Origin of the sequence: Roseovarius aquimarinus, from assembly GCF_043661195.1 — a bacterium.
Taxonomy (GTDB): Bacteria; Pseudomonadota; Alphaproteobacteria; order Rhodobacterales; family Rhodobacteraceae; genus Roseovarius; species Roseovarius aquimarinus.
This window is the reverse complement of the sequence record NZ_JBIHMM010000003.1, coordinates 502,047-516,850: the sequence shown is the minus strand read 5'-3', so window position 1 is coordinate 516,850 and position 14,804 is coordinate 502,047. Positions and strand designations below refer to the sequence as shown.

At 66.4% G+C, this 14,804-nt stretch carries 16 protein-coding genes; 6 read left to right on the top strand and 10 right to left on the bottom strand.

Features of this window, described 5'->3' with window-relative positions; translation table 11 throughout:
• Nucleotides 1-111 precede the first annotated feature (111 nt).
• The 5 genes from yidC to ACGRVM_RS13090 all read left to right on the top strand — a co-directional run bounded on the left by yidC (nucleotide 112) and on the right by ACGRVM_RS13090 (nucleotide 4,881).
• On the top strand, nucleotides 112-1,935 hold the full coding sequence (yidC, locus tag ACGRVM_RS13110) for a membrane protein insertase YidC (protein ID WP_377172330.1): 1,824 nt from the start codon (nucleotides 112-114) through the stop codon (nucleotides 1,933-1,935).
• Complete coding sequence (locus tag ACGRVM_RS13105; protein ID WP_377172329.1) at nucleotides 1,932-2,678, top strand: MOSC domain-containing protein; 747 nt, start codon at nucleotides 1,932-1,934, stop codon at nucleotides 2,676-2,678. Before yidC ends, ACGRVM_RS13105 begins: the two co-directional genes overlap by 4 nt.
• The gene (gene yihA, locus ACGRVM_RS13100; RefSeq protein ID WP_377172328.1) at nucleotides 2,678-3,331 is read left to right on the top strand and encodes a ribosome biogenesis GTP-binding protein YihA/YsxC; all 654 of its coding nucleotides are present in this window, start codon (nucleotides 2,678-2,680) and stop codon (nucleotides 3,329-3,331) included. Before ACGRVM_RS13105 ends, yihA begins: the two co-directional genes overlap by 1 nt.
• Before the next feature lie 63 nt (nucleotides 3,332-3,394).
• Nucleotides 3,395-4,255 carry an acetylglutamate kinase gene (gene argB, locus ACGRVM_RS13095; RefSeq protein WP_377172327.1) on the top strand — a complete coding sequence of 287 codons (861 nt, stop codon included), beginning with the start codon at nucleotides 3,395-3,397 and terminating at the stop codon, nucleotides 4,253-4,255.
• The gene (locus ACGRVM_RS13090; RefSeq protein WP_377172326.1) at nucleotides 4,252-4,881 is read left to right on the top strand and encodes a ferredoxin; all 630 of its coding nucleotides are present in this window, start codon (nucleotides 4,252-4,254) and stop codon (nucleotides 4,879-4,881) included. Before argB ends, ACGRVM_RS13090 begins: the two co-directional genes overlap by 4 nt.
• A 59-nt stretch (nucleotides 4,882-4,940) precedes the next feature.
• On the opposite strand, the gene ACGRVM_RS13085 is transcribed toward ACGRVM_RS13090, so the two are convergent.
• From ACGRVM_RS13085 to ACGRVM_RS13050, 8 genes are all read right to left on the bottom strand, one after another.
• On the bottom strand, nucleotides 4,941-5,705 hold the full coding sequence (locus tag ACGRVM_RS13085; RefSeq protein WP_377172325.1) for an amino acid ABC transporter ATP-binding protein: 765 nt from the start codon (nucleotides 5,703-5,705) through the stop codon (nucleotides 4,941-4,943).
• A 12-nt stretch (nucleotides 5,706-5,717) separates the two neighbouring features.
• Complete coding sequence (locus ACGRVM_RS13080; protein ID WP_377172324.1) at nucleotides 5,718-7,016, bottom strand: amino acid ABC transporter permease; 1,299 nt, start codon at nucleotides 7,014-7,016, stop codon at nucleotides 5,718-5,720.
• A gap of 1 nt (nucleotide 7,017) precedes the next feature.
• On the bottom strand, nucleotides 7,018-8,232 hold the full coding sequence (locus tag ACGRVM_RS13075) for an amino acid ABC transporter permease (RefSeq protein WP_377172323.1): 1,215 nt from the start codon (nucleotides 8,230-8,232) through the stop codon (nucleotides 7,018-7,020).
• 134 nt (nucleotides 8,233-8,366) lie between these two features.
• Nucleotides 8,367-9,386 carry an amino acid ABC transporter substrate-binding protein gene (locus ACGRVM_RS13070; RefSeq protein ID WP_377172322.1) on the bottom strand — a complete coding sequence of 340 codons (1,020 nt, stop codon included), beginning with the start codon at nucleotides 9,384-9,386 and terminating at the stop codon, nucleotides 8,367-8,369.
• 202 nt (nucleotides 9,387-9,588) lie between these two features.
• The gene (locus ACGRVM_RS13065) at nucleotides 9,589-10,302 is read right to left on the bottom strand and encodes an ATP12 family chaperone protein (RefSeq protein WP_377172321.1); all 714 of its coding nucleotides are present in this window, start codon (nucleotides 10,300-10,302) and stop codon (nucleotides 9,589-9,591) included.
• A complete protein-coding gene (locus ACGRVM_RS13060; protein ID WP_377172320.1) occupies nucleotides 10,299-10,973 on the bottom strand; it encodes an HAD-IA family hydrolase in 675 nt (224 codons plus the stop codon). Before ACGRVM_RS13060 ends, ACGRVM_RS13065 begins: the two co-directional genes overlap by 4 nt.
• Nucleotides 10,970-12,013, bottom strand: coding sequence for an RluA family pseudouridine synthase (locus tag ACGRVM_RS13055; RefSeq protein WP_377172319.1), 1,044 nt, complete (start codon nucleotides 12,011-12,013; stop codon nucleotides 10,970-10,972). Before ACGRVM_RS13055 ends, ACGRVM_RS13060 begins: the two co-directional genes overlap by 4 nt.
• Nucleotides 12,010-12,387 (bottom strand): fluoride efflux transporter FluC, encoded by a 378-nt coding sequence (locus ACGRVM_RS13050; protein ID WP_377172318.1) that lies wholly within the window; start codon nucleotides 12,385-12,387, stop codon nucleotides 12,010-12,012. The genes ACGRVM_RS13055 and ACGRVM_RS13050 overlap by 4 nt, the downstream gene beginning before the upstream one ends.
• Before the next feature lie 166 nt (nucleotides 12,388-12,553).
• On the opposite strand from ACGRVM_RS13050, the gene ACGRVM_RS13045 reads away from it, so the two are divergent.
• Nucleotides 12,554-12,949: a hypothetical protein gene (locus ACGRVM_RS13045; RefSeq protein WP_377172317.1), complete on the top strand. Its 396-nt coding sequence runs from the start codon at nucleotides 12,554-12,556 to the stop codon at nucleotides 12,947-12,949.
• 3 nt (nucleotides 12,950-12,952) lie between these two features.
• Here ACGRVM_RS13045 and rsmD read toward each other — a convergent pair whose 3' ends face one another.
• Complete coding sequence (gene rsmD, locus ACGRVM_RS13040) at nucleotides 12,953-13,507, bottom strand: 16S rRNA (guanine(966)-N(2))-methyltransferase RsmD (RefSeq protein ID WP_377172316.1); 555 nt, start codon at nucleotides 13,505-13,507, stop codon at nucleotides 12,953-12,955.
• On the bottom strand, nucleotides 13,504-14,712 hold the full coding sequence (locus tag ACGRVM_RS13035) for an NAD(P)/FAD-dependent oxidoreductase (RefSeq protein ID WP_377172315.1): 1,209 nt from the start codon (nucleotides 14,710-14,712) through the stop codon (nucleotides 13,504-13,506). Before ACGRVM_RS13035 ends, rsmD begins: the two co-directional genes overlap by 4 nt.
• Between the last annotated feature and the right edge of the window lie 92 nt (nucleotides 14,713-14,804).

Genomic DNA, 14,804 nt, shown 5'->3' with positions numbered 1-14,804 from the left:
CGAGAGCCGGTCCCCGATATCCGGAGCAGGCCGAGTTGCGCGTGACGCGCGCCCGTGCCCGATGTCGCGGCCCCGGGTGCGCAGCCCCCTAACAGATGAGTGGCAGCCCGAATGGACGATCAGAACAAGAACCTAATCCTCGCCACCGTGCTGAGTTTCCTCGTCATCATGCTCTGGTTCGTACTCTTCCCGGCGCCCGAGCCGACGGCGAACGCGCCGGTCGACATCATCGGCGAGTCCTCGGATGGTGGCGACGTGGCCGCGACGCCGGGCGCGATCGAGGGCACGGATGGCGGAAACGCTGCCGCCGAGGCTCCGCAAGCCTCCGATGCGCCGCGCATCGAGATCGACACGCCGAGCCTCAAGGGCAGCATCTCGCTTCAGGGCGGGCGCATCGACCAGCTGTCGCTCAAGAATTACCGCGAGACGATCGAGGAGGATTCGCCCATCGTCGATCTGCTCGCGCCCATCGGCAGCGAGCAGCCCTATTACGCCCTCTTCGGCTGGGCCCCCGGCACGGGCCTCACCGCCGAGGACGTGCCCGGCGCCAACACGCTCTGGGAGCAGACCGAGGGCGGCACGCTCACACCCGAGAGCCCGATCACGCTGAGCTGGACGAACGGCTCGGGGCTCGAGTTCACCCGCGTCATCACGGTCGACGACAAGTTCATGTTCGGGGTCGAGCAATCGGTGCGCAACACCGGCGACGCCGCCGTCTCGCTCGCGCCCTACGGCATTCTCGCGCGGCACGGCCTGCCCGCCGATCTACGCAATTTCTTCATCCTGCACGAGGGCGGCATCCGCATGGCGGATGGCGAGCTGACCGAGACCGATTACGACGATTTCGACCCGATCAGCAACGTCAGGACCGTCGCAGTCGAGCAGGACGGCTGGACCGGTCTGACCGATCAGTACTGGATGACGACCCTCATTCCGCGCGACACCGGCGGCTTCAATGTCACGACGCTCCAGGACACGCGCCGCGATATCTACCAGACGACCGCGCGCATGCCGACGCAGGAGGTCGCGCCCGGCGCCAGCGCCTCGACCCGGCTCGAGGTCTTCGCCGGCGCCAAGGAATGGGAGACGATCCGCCATTACCAGAACGAGGACGGCGTCGACCGCTTTCTCGATTCGATCGACTGGGGCTGGTTCTTCTTCCTGACCAAGCCCATCTTCGCGGTGCTGCATTACCTGAACCTGCTGATCGGCAACATGGGCTGGGCGATCATCGCGCTCACGCTGCTCATCAAGGCGCTGCTGCTGCCGCTGGCCTACAAGTCCTACGTCTCGATGGCCAAGATGAAAGAGCTCGGGCCGCAGATGGAGAAGCTCAAGGAAGAGGCCGGCGACGACAAGCAGAAGATGCAGAAGTCGATCATGGAGCTCTACAAGCGCGAGAAGGTGAACCCCGCCTCGGGCTGTCTGCCGATCCTTCTTCAGATCCCCATCTTCTTCTCGCTCTACAAGGTGATCTTCGTCACGCTCGAGCTGCGGCATGCGCCGTGGATCGGCTGGATCGAGGATCTGAGCGCGCCCGATCCCTCGTCGATCCTCAACCTCTTCGGCCTTCTGCCCTTCGCCGCGCCCAATCCCGACTCGATCCTCGCGATCCTGTCGCTCGGGGTGCTGCCCATCCTTCTGGGCGTCTCGATGTGGCTCCAGCAGAAGCTGAACCCGACGCCGACCGATCCGACGCAGAAGATGATCTTCGCCTGGATGCCCTGGGTCTTCATGTTCATGCTGGGCCAGTTCGCCAGCGGCCTCGTGATCTACTGGATCGCGAACAACATGATCACCTTCGCCCAGCAATATCTCATCATGCTGAGCCAGGGCTACAAGCCGGACGTCTTCGGCAATATCCGCGAAGGGTTCAAGCGCAAGCCCAAGGGCGATGCGCCCGAGGCAAAGAAGGCGAAGGGCGACAAGTCGTGACACGCGTCGCCGCGATCTGGCGCCACCCGATCAAGGCCCATGGCTTCGAGGCGCTGGACCGCGTGCGCCTCGGCGCAGGCGAGACGCTGCCCTGGGATCGCCGCTGGGCGGTGGCGCATGACGCCGCCGCGCCCGAAGTGGACGGAACGGGCTGGACGTCCTGCAACAACTTCTCGCGCGGGGCCAAGGCGCCGCAGCTCATGGCGATCTCGGCGGTGAGCGACGTGGAGGCGGGCACCGTCACGCTGCGCCACCCGCAGCGCCCCGATCTGACCTTCGATCCCGACAGTCAGGCGGACGCCTTTCTGGACTGGGTGCGCCCCCTCATGCCCGAAGGCCGCGCGCAATCCGCGCGCGTGCTGCGCGCCGAGGCGCAGGGCATGACGGATTCGGATTTCCCCTCGATCAGCATCATCAACCTCGCCTCGGGCGCCGATCTGGGCACGCGGCTCGGGCAGGATCTCTCGCCGCTACGCTGGCGCGCGAATATCCACCTCGAAGGGCTCGCGCCCTGGGCCGAGCGGGACTGGATCGGGCGCCGTTTGCGCATCGGGGGCGCCGAATTCGAGCTGCGCGAGGCCATCATCCGCTGCCGTGCCACCACCGCCAATCCCGAAACGGGCGAGCGCGACGCGGATACGCTCGGGGCGCTCAAGGCGATGGGCCATCAGGAATTCGGCCTCTACGGCGTCGTCACCCAAAGCGGCGAGATCTCCGTGGGCGATGTGGCGGAGGTTTTCTGATGGAGACGCTCCCCTTTCCCGTGGCCGAGGCGCCCGATCCGCAGACCGCCGAACGCGCGCGCATCCTCTTCGCCGGCGAGACCGAGTTTCTCAAGGGCGTCGTCGCCATGTCGGGCCTGCCCGAGGCCGACCGCATCGAGGTCTGCTTCGCCGGGCGCTCGAATGTCGGCAAGTCGACGCTCATCAACGCGCTGACCGGCCGCAAGGCACTGGCGCGCGCGTCGAACACGCCGGGCCGCACGCAGGAAGTGAACTTCTTCACGCTCGCGGACAGTCATTATCTCGTCGACTTGCCCGGCTATGGCTATGCCAACGCGCCTCTGGCCGTCGTCGAGAAATGGCAGGCGCTGCTCAAGCGCTATCTTTCGGGCCGCGCGAACCTGCGCCGCGCCTTCGTGCTGGTAGACACGCGCCACGGCATCAAGGCGGTGGATCACGAGATCATGAGCCTTCTGGACAGCGCGGCGGTGACCTTTCAGGTCGTGCTGACCAAGGCCGACAAGCTGCGCGGCACCCAGCTCGAGACGATCCTCAGTCAAGTGCGGGGCGAGCTAAAGCGCCACCCCGCCGCCTTTCCCGAGCTCATCCTGACCTCGAGCGAGAAGGGCGACGGCATTCCCACGCTGCGCGCCACGATCGCGGGCCTTGTCTGAGCGCCCTGACCGCTTGCAAGCCGGGCCGCGCCGCCCGATAGTCGAAGGCCCGAGGACAGAAAGATGAAGCGACGAGACATGAACCGCGACTGGATTTCGACCGCCCGCACGCTCAGCGAGGCGCTGCCCTACCTGCAACGCTATGACGACGCCATCGTCGTCATCAAGTTCGGCGGGCACGCGATGGGCGACGACGAGGCGATGGAGACCTTCGCGCGCGACGTGGTGCTCATGCGGCAGGTCGGTGTGAACCCGGTGATCGTCCATGGCGGCGGGCCGATGATCAACGAGATGCTGGACAAGCTCGCGATCAAGTCGGATTTCGTGAACGGCAAGCGCGTGACGGACGAGGCGACGATGGAAGTCGTCGAGATGGTCCTCTCGGGGCGCGTCAACAAGCGCATCGTGCAGGCAATCAACGCGCAGGGCGGCCGCGCGGTCGGCCTCTCGGGCAAGGACGCCAACCTCGTGATCTGCGATCCGGCCGATCCGGCACTCGGCCTCGTCGGCGCGCCCAGCGAGGTCGATCCGGGCATTCTGCACACGCTCTTCAAGGACGACGCGATCCCGGTGATCGCGCCTCTCGGGGCGGGCCGGGGCGGCGAGACCTACAACATCAACGGCGACACGATGGCCGGCGCCATCGCCGCCGCGCTCAAGGCGGACCGGCTTTTGCTGCTGACGGATGTGGACGGGGTGCGCGACGCGTCGGGCCATGTCATCACCGATCTCAAGGCCGATCAGGTGCGCGCGATGACCGCCGATGGCACGATCTCGGGCGGGATGATCCCCAAGACGGAGACCGCCCTCGATGCGATCGCGGGGGGAGTGCGGGCGGTGGTCATTCTCGATGGCCGCGTGCCGAACGCGCCGCTGCTCGAGCTCTTCACCGATCACGGCGCAGGATCGATGATCCGCGCATGACGGACCTCGCCGCCATCACAAGGGCGGCAAGCGCCGCGCATCTCGACGTGATGGGGGCGCTTCACGAGGACGGCGGCACCGTGATCCTTCTGGGTCCGGCGCGGGATTTCTGGCCCGCGCTCAAGGCCGGTCCCGAGTGGCAGGATGGCGCGCCTGATCCGGTCGATCGCTGGTCGCTGCGCGTCATCAGCGCGCTGGCGGAGCACATGAAGGCCGCGGCGCTCTTTCCCTTCGGCGGGCCGCCCTATCAACCCTTTCTGCGCTGGGCCATGGCGTCGGGGCGCGCGTGGCAGAGCCCGGCGGGTATGCTGGTGCATGACACGCAAGGCCTTTGGGTGTCCTATCGCGGCGCGCTGCGCTTTGCGGGCGAAATCGCCCTGCCCCCGCCCTCGATCCGCCCATGTGACAGCTGCGAGGGACAGCCCTGCATGACGGCCTGCCCGGTGGATGCGCTGAGCGCGGCGCGGGGCTATGACGTGGCGGCCTGCCACGGATTTCTCGACACACCGGCAGGCGGGGATTGTTTGCGCCAAGGCTGCAAGGCCCGGCGCGCCTGCCCGGTCAGCCAGGCTTTCGGGCGAGAGGCGGAGCAATCGGCCTATCACATGGGCCATTTCCACCGCTGATCGAAACGACGAAGGGCGAGCCTTTCGGCCCGCCCTCTTTTCATAGGATGCGGACGGCCTCAGTGGCCGAGGATCTGGCTCAGGAACAGCTGAGTGCGCTCCGACTTGGGGTTCTTGAAGAACTCCTCCGGCTCATTCTGCTCGACGATCTGGCCTTGGTCCATGAAGATCACGCGGTTCGCCACCTGCCGGGCAAAACCCATCTCGTGCGTGACGCAGAGCATGGTCATGCCTTCTTCGGCCAGCTCGATCATCGTGTCGAGCACTTCCTTGATCATCTCGGGGTCGAGCGCCGATGTCGGCTCGTCGAAGAGCATGATGCGCGGCTTCATGCAGAGCGAGCGGGCGATGGCGACACGCTGCTGCTGACCGCCCGAGAGCTGGCCGGGATACTTGTTGGCCTGATCGGGAATCTTCACCTTCTCGAGGAAATGCATCGCCGTCTTCTCGGCCTCGGCCTTGGGAATCTTGCGCACCCAGATCGGGGCCAGCGTGCAGTTCTCGAGAATGGTCAGATGCGGGAAGAGGTTGAAGTGCTGAAAGCACATGCCGACCTCGCGCCGGATCTTGTCGATGTTCTTGATGTCGTTGGACAGCACCGTGCCGTCCACTTCGATCGTGCCCTTCTGATGCTCTTCGAGGGCGTTGATGCAACGGATAAGCGTCGATTTACCCGACCCGGACGGCCCGCAGATCACGATGCGCTCGCCCCGGTTCACCGTCAGGTCGATGTCGCGCAGCACGTGGAAGCTGCCGTACCACTTGTTCATGTTGCGGATCGAGATGGCGACCTCGTCCGAGACCTTCATTTGAGCTTCGGCCATTGGAGATCTCCCTTAACGATGACCGGTCTGGAGCTGGCGCTCCAACCATTGCGAGTATTGCGAAATACCGTAGCAGACGATGAAGAACAGAAGCGCGGCGAAGCTGAAGAGCTCCCAATAAACGCCGTTCCATTCCGTCGAGGCGAGGATCGGGCCGCGGATCATGCCCACGAGATCGAACATCGAGATGACCGACACGAGCGTCGTGTCCTTGAAGAGGCCCACCGCGATGTTGACGATCCCCGGGATGGAGATCTTGAGCGCCTGCGGCAGGATGATGAGGCGCATCGCCTGCGGATAGTCGAGGCCCAGGCTGTCGCCCGCCTCGTACTGGCCTTTCGGCAGCGCGGCGAGGCCGCCCCGGATCACCTCGGCGATATAGGCCGAGGCGAACATCGTGATCATGATGATGACGCGCAGGATCAGATCGAAGGTCGTGCCCGGCGGCAGGAAGTAGGCCAGCACCACGTTGGCGACGAAAAGCAGCGTGATGAGCGGAACGCCCCGGATGAATTCGATGAAGACGACGCAGATGCCCTTGATGAGCGGCAGGTTCGACTGCCGACCGAGCGCCAGCACGATGCCGAGCGGGATCGAGAGCGACACGCAGGTGACGCCGAGGATCAGGTTCAGCATGAAGCCGCCCATGTCGCGCGAGGGCACGACTTCGAGGAAAGGGTCCGAAGGCGCGATGATGTTCACGATCATGCCGCCGATCCACCAGACCAGCGCCGCCGCGACGATGCCGCCGAAGAAGCCGGCGGCGAAGTTGCCCTTCACCAGCCGCGCATAGGCGAAATAGCCGACGATGAAGCCCAGAAGGGCGACGAGCGGGGTCAGGATCGTGCCGCCCCAGATCAGCCAATAGGCCGTGAAGGGATAGAGCGCGGTGATGATGAGCAGCTTGCGCGGCAGCTTGAAGAACATCACGGGCGCGAGCGCGGCGAAGAGCAGGATGAAGGCGAGGCCCGGGCGCCAGTACTGATCGCTCGGATACTTGAACCCGAAGAGAAGCTGGTTCCAGCGTTCGGTCAGGACCGAGAAGCAGGCGCCGACTTCGCCCTGAAGCACCTCGCGGCAGGCCGAAAGGCTCGGCGTCGTCCAGACGCCGTTGGTGAGCCACGGCCATACCGCCGCGACGATCACATAGATGAAATAGAGCGCCGCCACGGTCAGAAGGGCGTTCGCCCAGGTGCTGAACAGGTTCGCGCGCATCCACTTGACCGCGCCGGTCTCGGCGGCGGGGGGCGGCGAGGGCGGAATGGCGGTGTCACGGACGAAGGCGACGGATTCTGCGTGCATGTCAGACATATTACCGCTCCTTCAACGCGACCGATTTGTTGTAGAGGTTCATCACCGCCGAGATCGCCAGCGAGATCGCGAGATAGAAGAGCATGAGCAGGAGCACGCATTCGATGGCGCGGCCGGTCTGGTTCAGGGTGATCCCGCCCAGCGTCGCCGTGATGTCCGCATAGCCCACGGCGATGGCCAGCGACGAGTTCTTGGTCAGGTTCAGGTATTGCGAGATGAGCGGCGGGATGATGACCCGGAGCGCCTGCGGCAGAACCACAAGGTTCATGATGCGGCGCGGGCGCAGGCCCAGCGCGGCGGCGGCCTCGGTCTGGCCGTGGCTCACGGCCTGGATACCGGCGCGCACATTCTCGGCGATGAAGGCGCCGGTATAGATCGAGAGCGCGAACCACAGAGCGATCAGCGGCGCGCCGATCTGGATGCCGCCCCCGAAGTTGAAGCCCTTGAGCTCGGGGATGTCGAGGCCGATGGGACGTCCGAGGATGAAGAAGACCAGAATGGTGGGCAGAAGCAGGATCGCGAGCGACGGCCATCCCAGCGGCAGCAGCCTGCCGGTGTCGAACAGCAGCTTCTTGGCATAGGCGCGATAGGCGAACATGCCGACGATCGAGGCGATCGCGGTGATCCCCACGATCATCGAGCCGGGGCCCCAGATGGGGGCGGGAATGTAGATGCCGCGGTTGGTGAAGGCGAATAGGCCGAAAAGCATCGAGCTTTCGGGCTCGTCGCCCCGGAACGCGCTCGGCGCGGGCAGCGCGACCGTCATGATCGCATAGATGATGAGAATCCAGATCAGGACCGGCACGTTGCGGAACGCCTCGACATAGGCGGCCATGAGACGCGAGACGATCCAGTTCTTGCTCAGGCGCAGGACACCGGCGATGACCCCGAGGATCGTCGCCATGATGCAGCCCAGAAAGGCCACGAGCAGCGTGTTGAGAATGCCGACCTTGGCGGCCTGCCAGTTGGACGACTGGCTGTTGTAGGGAATGAGCGCCTGGCCGACGTCATAGCCCGCGGCCTCGTCCAGGAAGCCGAACGAGATGTTGAGGCCCGCGGCGTTCAGGTTGTTGTAGAGGTTGCGGCCGAGATAGAAGAACACGGCGAACAAGGCGAGCGCGGCGATGGCCTGGAACGTGATGGCGCGATAGCGCGTGTCGCTCAGCAATTGCGAGACGCGAAAGCCGCCCTGGTCTGGGTCGGTGACTGTGCTCATGTGGCTTCCCTGGTTTTCCCGGTGAGTTGTGGCGGGGATGGTTGCTCCGTCCCTCGCATCACGCGGTCTTTATCTGCGGCGGGTCTTGAATGGAGTTAGGGGGCGCGGACAAAACCGCGCCCCCTTGGATGATCTTAGCGGAAGGGCGGCGAGTAGAGCAGACCGCCGTCGGTCCACTGTGCGTTCAGACCGCGCGCGAGGCCGATCGGGCTGCCTTCGCCGATGTTCTTCTCGAAGATCTCGCCGTAGTTGCCGTTGGCCGCGATGGCACGGCGGGCGAACTCGTTGTCGAGGCCCAGCATCTCGCCGAGGTTGCCCTCGGTGCCGAGGATGCGGTTGACCTCGGGCGCGTCACCGGCCTGAGCCGACAGCTCGGCGATGTTGGCGCTGGTGATGCCGGCTTCTTCGGCGGCGATCAGCGCGTTCAGGGTCCAGCGTACGACGTCGGCCCACTCGGAGTCGCCATGACGGACCAGCGGTGCCAGCGGCTCTTTCGAGATGATTTCCGGCAGCAGGACGTGATCGCCCGGCGCTTCGAACGTGGCGCGGGTCGATGCGAGGCCCGACATGTCGGTGGTGTAGGCGTCGCAGGCACCGGCGAGGTACTGCTGGTTGCCTTCGGCATTGGTCTCGATCGGGACCGGCTCGTAGCTGATGTTATTCTTGCGGAAATAGTCGGCAAGGTTCAGCTCGGTGGTGGTGCCGGTCTGCACGCAGATCGTCGCGCCGTCGAGATCCTTGGCCGAGCTCACGCCCAGTGCCTTCGGAACCATGAAGCCCTGACCGTCATAGTAGTTGACGCCGACGAATTCGAACTTGAGGTCGACGTCGCGGCTGAAGGTCCAGGTGGTGTTGCGCGCCAGCATGTCGATCTCGCCCGAGGACAGAGCGGTGAAGCGCGTCTTGCCGGTGGTCGGAACGAACTCGACTGCGTTCTGGTCGTTCAGAACGGCGGCGGCGACGGCACGGCACACGGCCACGTCGAAGCCCTGCCATTCGCCATTCGCGTCGGGCGCGGCAAAGCCGACCAGGCCGGTGGTCACGCCACAGTTCAGCTTGCCGCGTGCCTTGACGTCGTCAAGCGTCGCGGCGGCAGCGGCACCAGCGGTAAGGCCGGCAACCGTGAGCGCGCCAAAGAATACGGATTTTTTCATGTTTACCTCTTCCTGATTTTCCATCCGTTTAGCCTGGATGGTTCATTCGGCCCGGGGCGGACCAAAGCATGATACCGAGGGGGTGTTCCCCCCGAGTGGACCGGAGTTTGGCGGCATTCATTCCGAAAGGTCAAGGGCCGCATGACGAAAAATGATGTTTCGGCATCAACGGTTACCTTGCGTCAGCAAGGGTTTGGGCCTGTCAGACTTCACTCACAAGACAATAGAATTCCTGTGCGTGCAGAAACGCGGCGCGCTTGATCTCGGCGGTCGCCTCCGCCTCGTCGTCGGCGCCCCAAAGCTCGGCCTGCCAAGCCTCGTCGAGGCGCGAAATCTGCCATAATTCATGCACGTTGCGCACGCCATGCTGCGCGGCGAGCCCGAGGATCAGCGAGCCGGAGAGCGCCACGAGGTCATGCAGGGCCGTCAGCTCAAAAATGCCCTGCGCATGGACGGCGCGGCGCAGGTTTTCCAGCGCGCTGCGGTCTTGCGCCGCAGGCATGACGCCCGAGACTGGGCGCAGCCGGGCATTCAGGGCCGAATCGGCCCAATCCAGCATTGGATCCCATTCCTCGGACTGGCGCAGCACCAGCTCCTGCGGCGCCACCGCGCGATAGCACAAAAGATCCGTCTCGCCGTAGGCGGCGATCATGTCGGCGACTTCGGCGCGCTGATGGGCGACCTTGTCGATCGCGGCATTCGCCGAACGGGTCATCGGCATCGCGCGCGGGTCGATCTTCGCCTCGACGGCCTCCCATTCGGCGGCGATGGCCTCGGCCAGCGCGCGGGTCGGCACGACCAGCGGCGCCTTCGCGGGCGTCTTGACGCTCCGCGCGTCGAGCGCGACGCCGAAGCCCGCCCCCTCCTCGGTCACGCGTGCCTCGGTCCAGAAGCGTTTCGCGGCCCATTCGGTCATGCCGGCACCTCCCATAGCTCGGCGAGGCGCGCGGGCAGATCGTCCCATCCGGCCAGCACGTGATCGGCCCTCAGATCGGCCACCGGATGATACCCCCAGGGCACGCCAATGGTCGCGACCTTGGCAGCGCGCGCCATCTCCATGTCGTAGCTCGTGTCGCCGATCATCACGGCATCGGCCGGGCCCACGCCTGCCTCGGCCAGTGCGGCCAGCACCATCGCGGGATGCGGCTTGGACGGGTGATGGTCGGCCACCTGATGCGTCACGAAGACGCCCTCGAGCCCGTGCCCCTCGATCAGCTTGTCGAGACCGCGCCGCGATTTGCCGGTGGCGACGCCCAGAAGCAGATCGTCGCGGGCGCCGAGCGCCGTCAGCATCTCGCGCGTGCCGGGAAAGAGCGGCGAGGATTGCGCCGCGCCGGCCTCGGCGCGCAGGCTCATGTAGCTGCGCTTGTAGGCCTCGACGAGCGCGCCGTGATCGCGCGGCGTCAGCGCGGGCGCGAGCCGCGCCATCGCCACGTCGAGCGAGAGACCGATGATGCTGCGGATCGCAGCCGTCTCGGGCACGGGCGCGCCCAGCTCAGTGAAGGCATGGTGCATCGCGAGGGCGATATCGCCCTGGCTGTCCACCAGCGTGCCGTCCACGTCGAAGATGACGAGGCGCAGGCTCATTCCAGCACCTCGAACGGATCGGCAGGCACGTCGGCGGCGGACCATTGGAACGTGTCCCATGTGTGCTGCATATGCGGCGGCAGCGGCGCCGTCAGATGCAGCATCGCGCGCGTCACCGGATGCTCGATCTTGAGCGAGCGGGCGTGGAGGTGCAGTTTCTTCGAAATGTCCCCGCCCAGCTGCGCGCCCCAGCCGTCGCCGAGATTCTCCTGCCCCGAGCCGCCGTATTTCCCGTCACCCACGATGGGATGGCCCAGCTCGGCCATATGCGCGCGAAGCTGATGCGTGCGGCCCGTCACCGGCACAAGCGCGCACCAGGCGGTGCGACTGCCCGCCGCCTCAAGCACGGCGTAATCGGTGGTCGCGTGCTTGGCGCCCGGAGTGCCGTCCACTTCGCGCGGATGCAGGGCATGCATCTTCTCGCCCTCGCCCTTCGCGCCGTGGCCCGGCGCCTTGACGAGGCCGAACTTGATCGTGCCCATGCGGGGCGTCGGCACGCCCGCGACGGCGGCCCAGTAGAGCTTGCGCGTACCGCGATGACGGAACGCGGCCGTGAGGCCCTTGGCGGCCTCGCGGGTCCGCGCGAGGATCAGGACGCCCGACGTATCCTTGTCGAGACGGTGCACCAGCCGCGGCTTATCCTCGTAGCCGAAGCGCAGCGCCTCGGCGAGGCCGTCGACATGGCGCGTGGTCTTGGAGCCGCCCTGAACCGGCAGTCCCGGCGGCTTGTTGAGGGCGATCACATGATCGTCGCGGTAGATGACGCAGGCGCGGATCATGGCGGCGTCGGCGTCCGTTACATGCGCGCGGGCGCGCGCCTCGGCCTCGGCGGGATCGGGCAACGGCGGAATGCGCACGGCCTGCCCCACCTCGAGACGGGTCGCGGGCTTGACCCGCGCGCCATCGACGCGCAGCTCGCCCTTGCGGCACATCTTCTCGATGCGGCCCTGTTGCAGGTGCGGGAACTGGCGCCGGAGCCAGCGGTCCAGCCGCTGATCGGCCTCGTCCTTGCCCACATGGATCGTCTGGACGCCGCTCATGCGAGCATTCCTTTCATCAGCCAGATCCCCAGCGCAAGCGCGCCGATCGAGAGCCCCACCGACAGGGCGATATAAACCGCCATCAACCCGATCTCGCCGCGCTCCATCAACGTCCAGGCGTCGAGCGAGAAAGCCGAGAAGGTAGTGAAGCCGCCGAGAACGCCGGTCATCACGAAGGGATTGAGCCCCGCATGCCCCCGTTCGAGCGACCAGATGGCGAAAGCGCCCATCAGAAACGAGCCGATCACATTGACGCCCAGCACCGCGACGGGAAGATTCGGCGCGCCCATGCGCAGCACCCACAACCCGACGCCATAGCGCAGGCTGGCGCCGATTGCACCGCCGAGGGCGACCGAGAGATAAGCCGTGGACATGCGCACCCTGTCGCGCGCCGCTGCCTTCTTGTCAAGGCGACGGCACGGGGTGGCCCTGCCGGGTCCGGCCCGCCATGCGGAGTTGAAACCGGCCCCGGCTGTGCTATTTTTGCCTCAAAACCCGTGGCCGATGCGCCACGATCATTCGCACCGAGGATACACTGCCATGTACCGCCGCAATCTTGCATTCACCGCCCTCGCGGCCCTCGCCATCGGCGCCGCCGGGATCACCGCCGCCCCCGCGGGCGCGCAGGAGGCGCGCCTCGGCGCGGCCGAGCTCGAGGCGCTCCTGACGGGCAACACCGCCGAAGGCGTCTGGGACGGCACGCCTTATAAATCCTATTTCGCGCCGAATGGCGTCACGGTCTACGATCCGGCCAATGGCGAGGCGCTGATGGGCAAGTGGCGGATCAATCCGAACACGGGCGATTACGAGAGCTTCTGGGACGCGATCGGCTGGACCGCCTATGCCGTCATGCGCACCGAACAGGGCTATGCCTGGGGCCGCGATGGCAAGACCTACCCCTTCACCATCACCGAGGGCCGCGCGCTGAGCGAATGACGCTCAGCCCGCATAGGCGAAAAGCGTGATCTGCGTGTCGCCATAGCGCCGCTTGCCGCGCTGCGCGAGGCCGGGCGGTGGCAGGACGGGCGCGCTTTCCTCCCAAGCGATCACCGCGCCGGGGGCGATCCAGCCGCCCTCGAGAGCTGCGGCGAGCGCCGCCTCGCCGAGCCTCTTGTCATAGGGCGGATCGAGAAAGACGAGGGTTGCAGGCGCGCCGGAATTCCGTCCGATGGCGCGCGCGTCCTGTCGTAGAACCTGCGCACGGTCGCTGCTGCCGGTAATGTCGATATTGCGCTCCAGAAGGCCCAGCGCCACGCGGCCGTTCTCGACGAAGCGCGCGGCGGCCGCGCCGCGCGACAGCGCCTCGAGGCCGAGCGCGCCGGTGCCCGCGAAAAGATCGAGCACCTCGGCACCTTCGATGGCATTCATGCTCGCCAGCATGTTGAACAGGCTCTCGCGCACCCGGTCGGAGGTCGGGCGAAGATGCGCCGCCGCGTCGCCCTTGCCGAGCTCGGCCAGCTTGCGGCCCCGCGCCTCGCCCGCGATAATCCTCACGCCAGAAGCGCTTTCAGATCCGTCGCCGGGTCCGCCACCGCGTGCGGATCGGGCGAGCGGCCCGCGTCGATGAGGCGCTTGCCCACCATGTAGGCGCGCGGCTCGTTCATCGCGTCCACGGCCAGAAGCCTTTCGCCCTCGAAATACCAGAAGGACGCGGCGTTCGGCCCCGTGCCGCCCCGCTTCACCACGCGGTCATAGCCGGTGTTGAGGCCCGCGATCTGCAATTTCACGTCATACTGATCCGACCAGAACCACGGCTGCGGGACATAGGCGCGCCCGGCGCCCATGATGTTGTCGGCCACGCATTCGGCCATGTCGATCGCGTTCGGCACGCTTTCGAGCCGCAGCCGCCCGCCGCGCCACGGGAAGGACGCGCAATCGCCCGCGGCCCAGATCGCGGGATCGCTGGTGCGACCCTCGGCATCCACGGCGATCCCGTTGTCGATCTCGAGCCCCGCCGCCTCGGCCAGCGCGGCGCAGGGCGCGATCCCGACGCCAACGATCACGAAATCCACATCGAGCGTGCTGCCGTCGCTGAGCCGCGCGCCGGTCACATGGCCGTCGCCGAGCAGCGTCTCGAGCCCCACGCCCTCGCGGATATCGACGCCGTGGCCGGCATGAAGCGCGCGGAAGAAATCGGAGGTCTCGGGCGCGGCGACGCGTTGCAGGATGCGCTCCGACATCTCGACCAGCGTCACCTTCAGCCCCTTCTTGGCCGCCACCGCCGCCGCCTCGAGCCCGATATATCCGCCGCCCACGATCAGCACCCGCGCGCCCGGCCCGAAGCGCGGGCCCATCGCATCGGCATCGGCCAGATCGCGCACCACATGCACGCCCTCGAGATCGCCGCCGATCGCGGCGGGCAGGCGGCGCGGGGACGATCCCGTGGTCAGGACCAGCGTGTCATAGGCCAGCGTCTCGCCATTCAGATGCACCTCGCGCGCGGCGCGGTCGATCCCGCTCACATGCGCGCCGAGGCGCAGCTCGATCCCGGCCTCCTCGTAGTAATGCGCGGGGCGCAGGTAGAGCCGCTCGAGATCCATCTCGCCCAGGAGATAGGCCTTGGACAGCGGCGGGCGCTGGTAAGGCGGCGAGGGCTCCGCGCCGATGAGGGTGATGCGGCCCTCATGGCCGTTCTTGCGTAGGCGCGCAACGAGCGACGCCCCCGCCTGCCCTGCCCCGATCACGACGATATTCGACATGCGCGCTCTTCCGATCTTTTTACATGGCTTCACCGGCGCGCAGCCTATATCGGTTTCGTATCCCGGCGCAAACACACGGCCGACCCACAGAT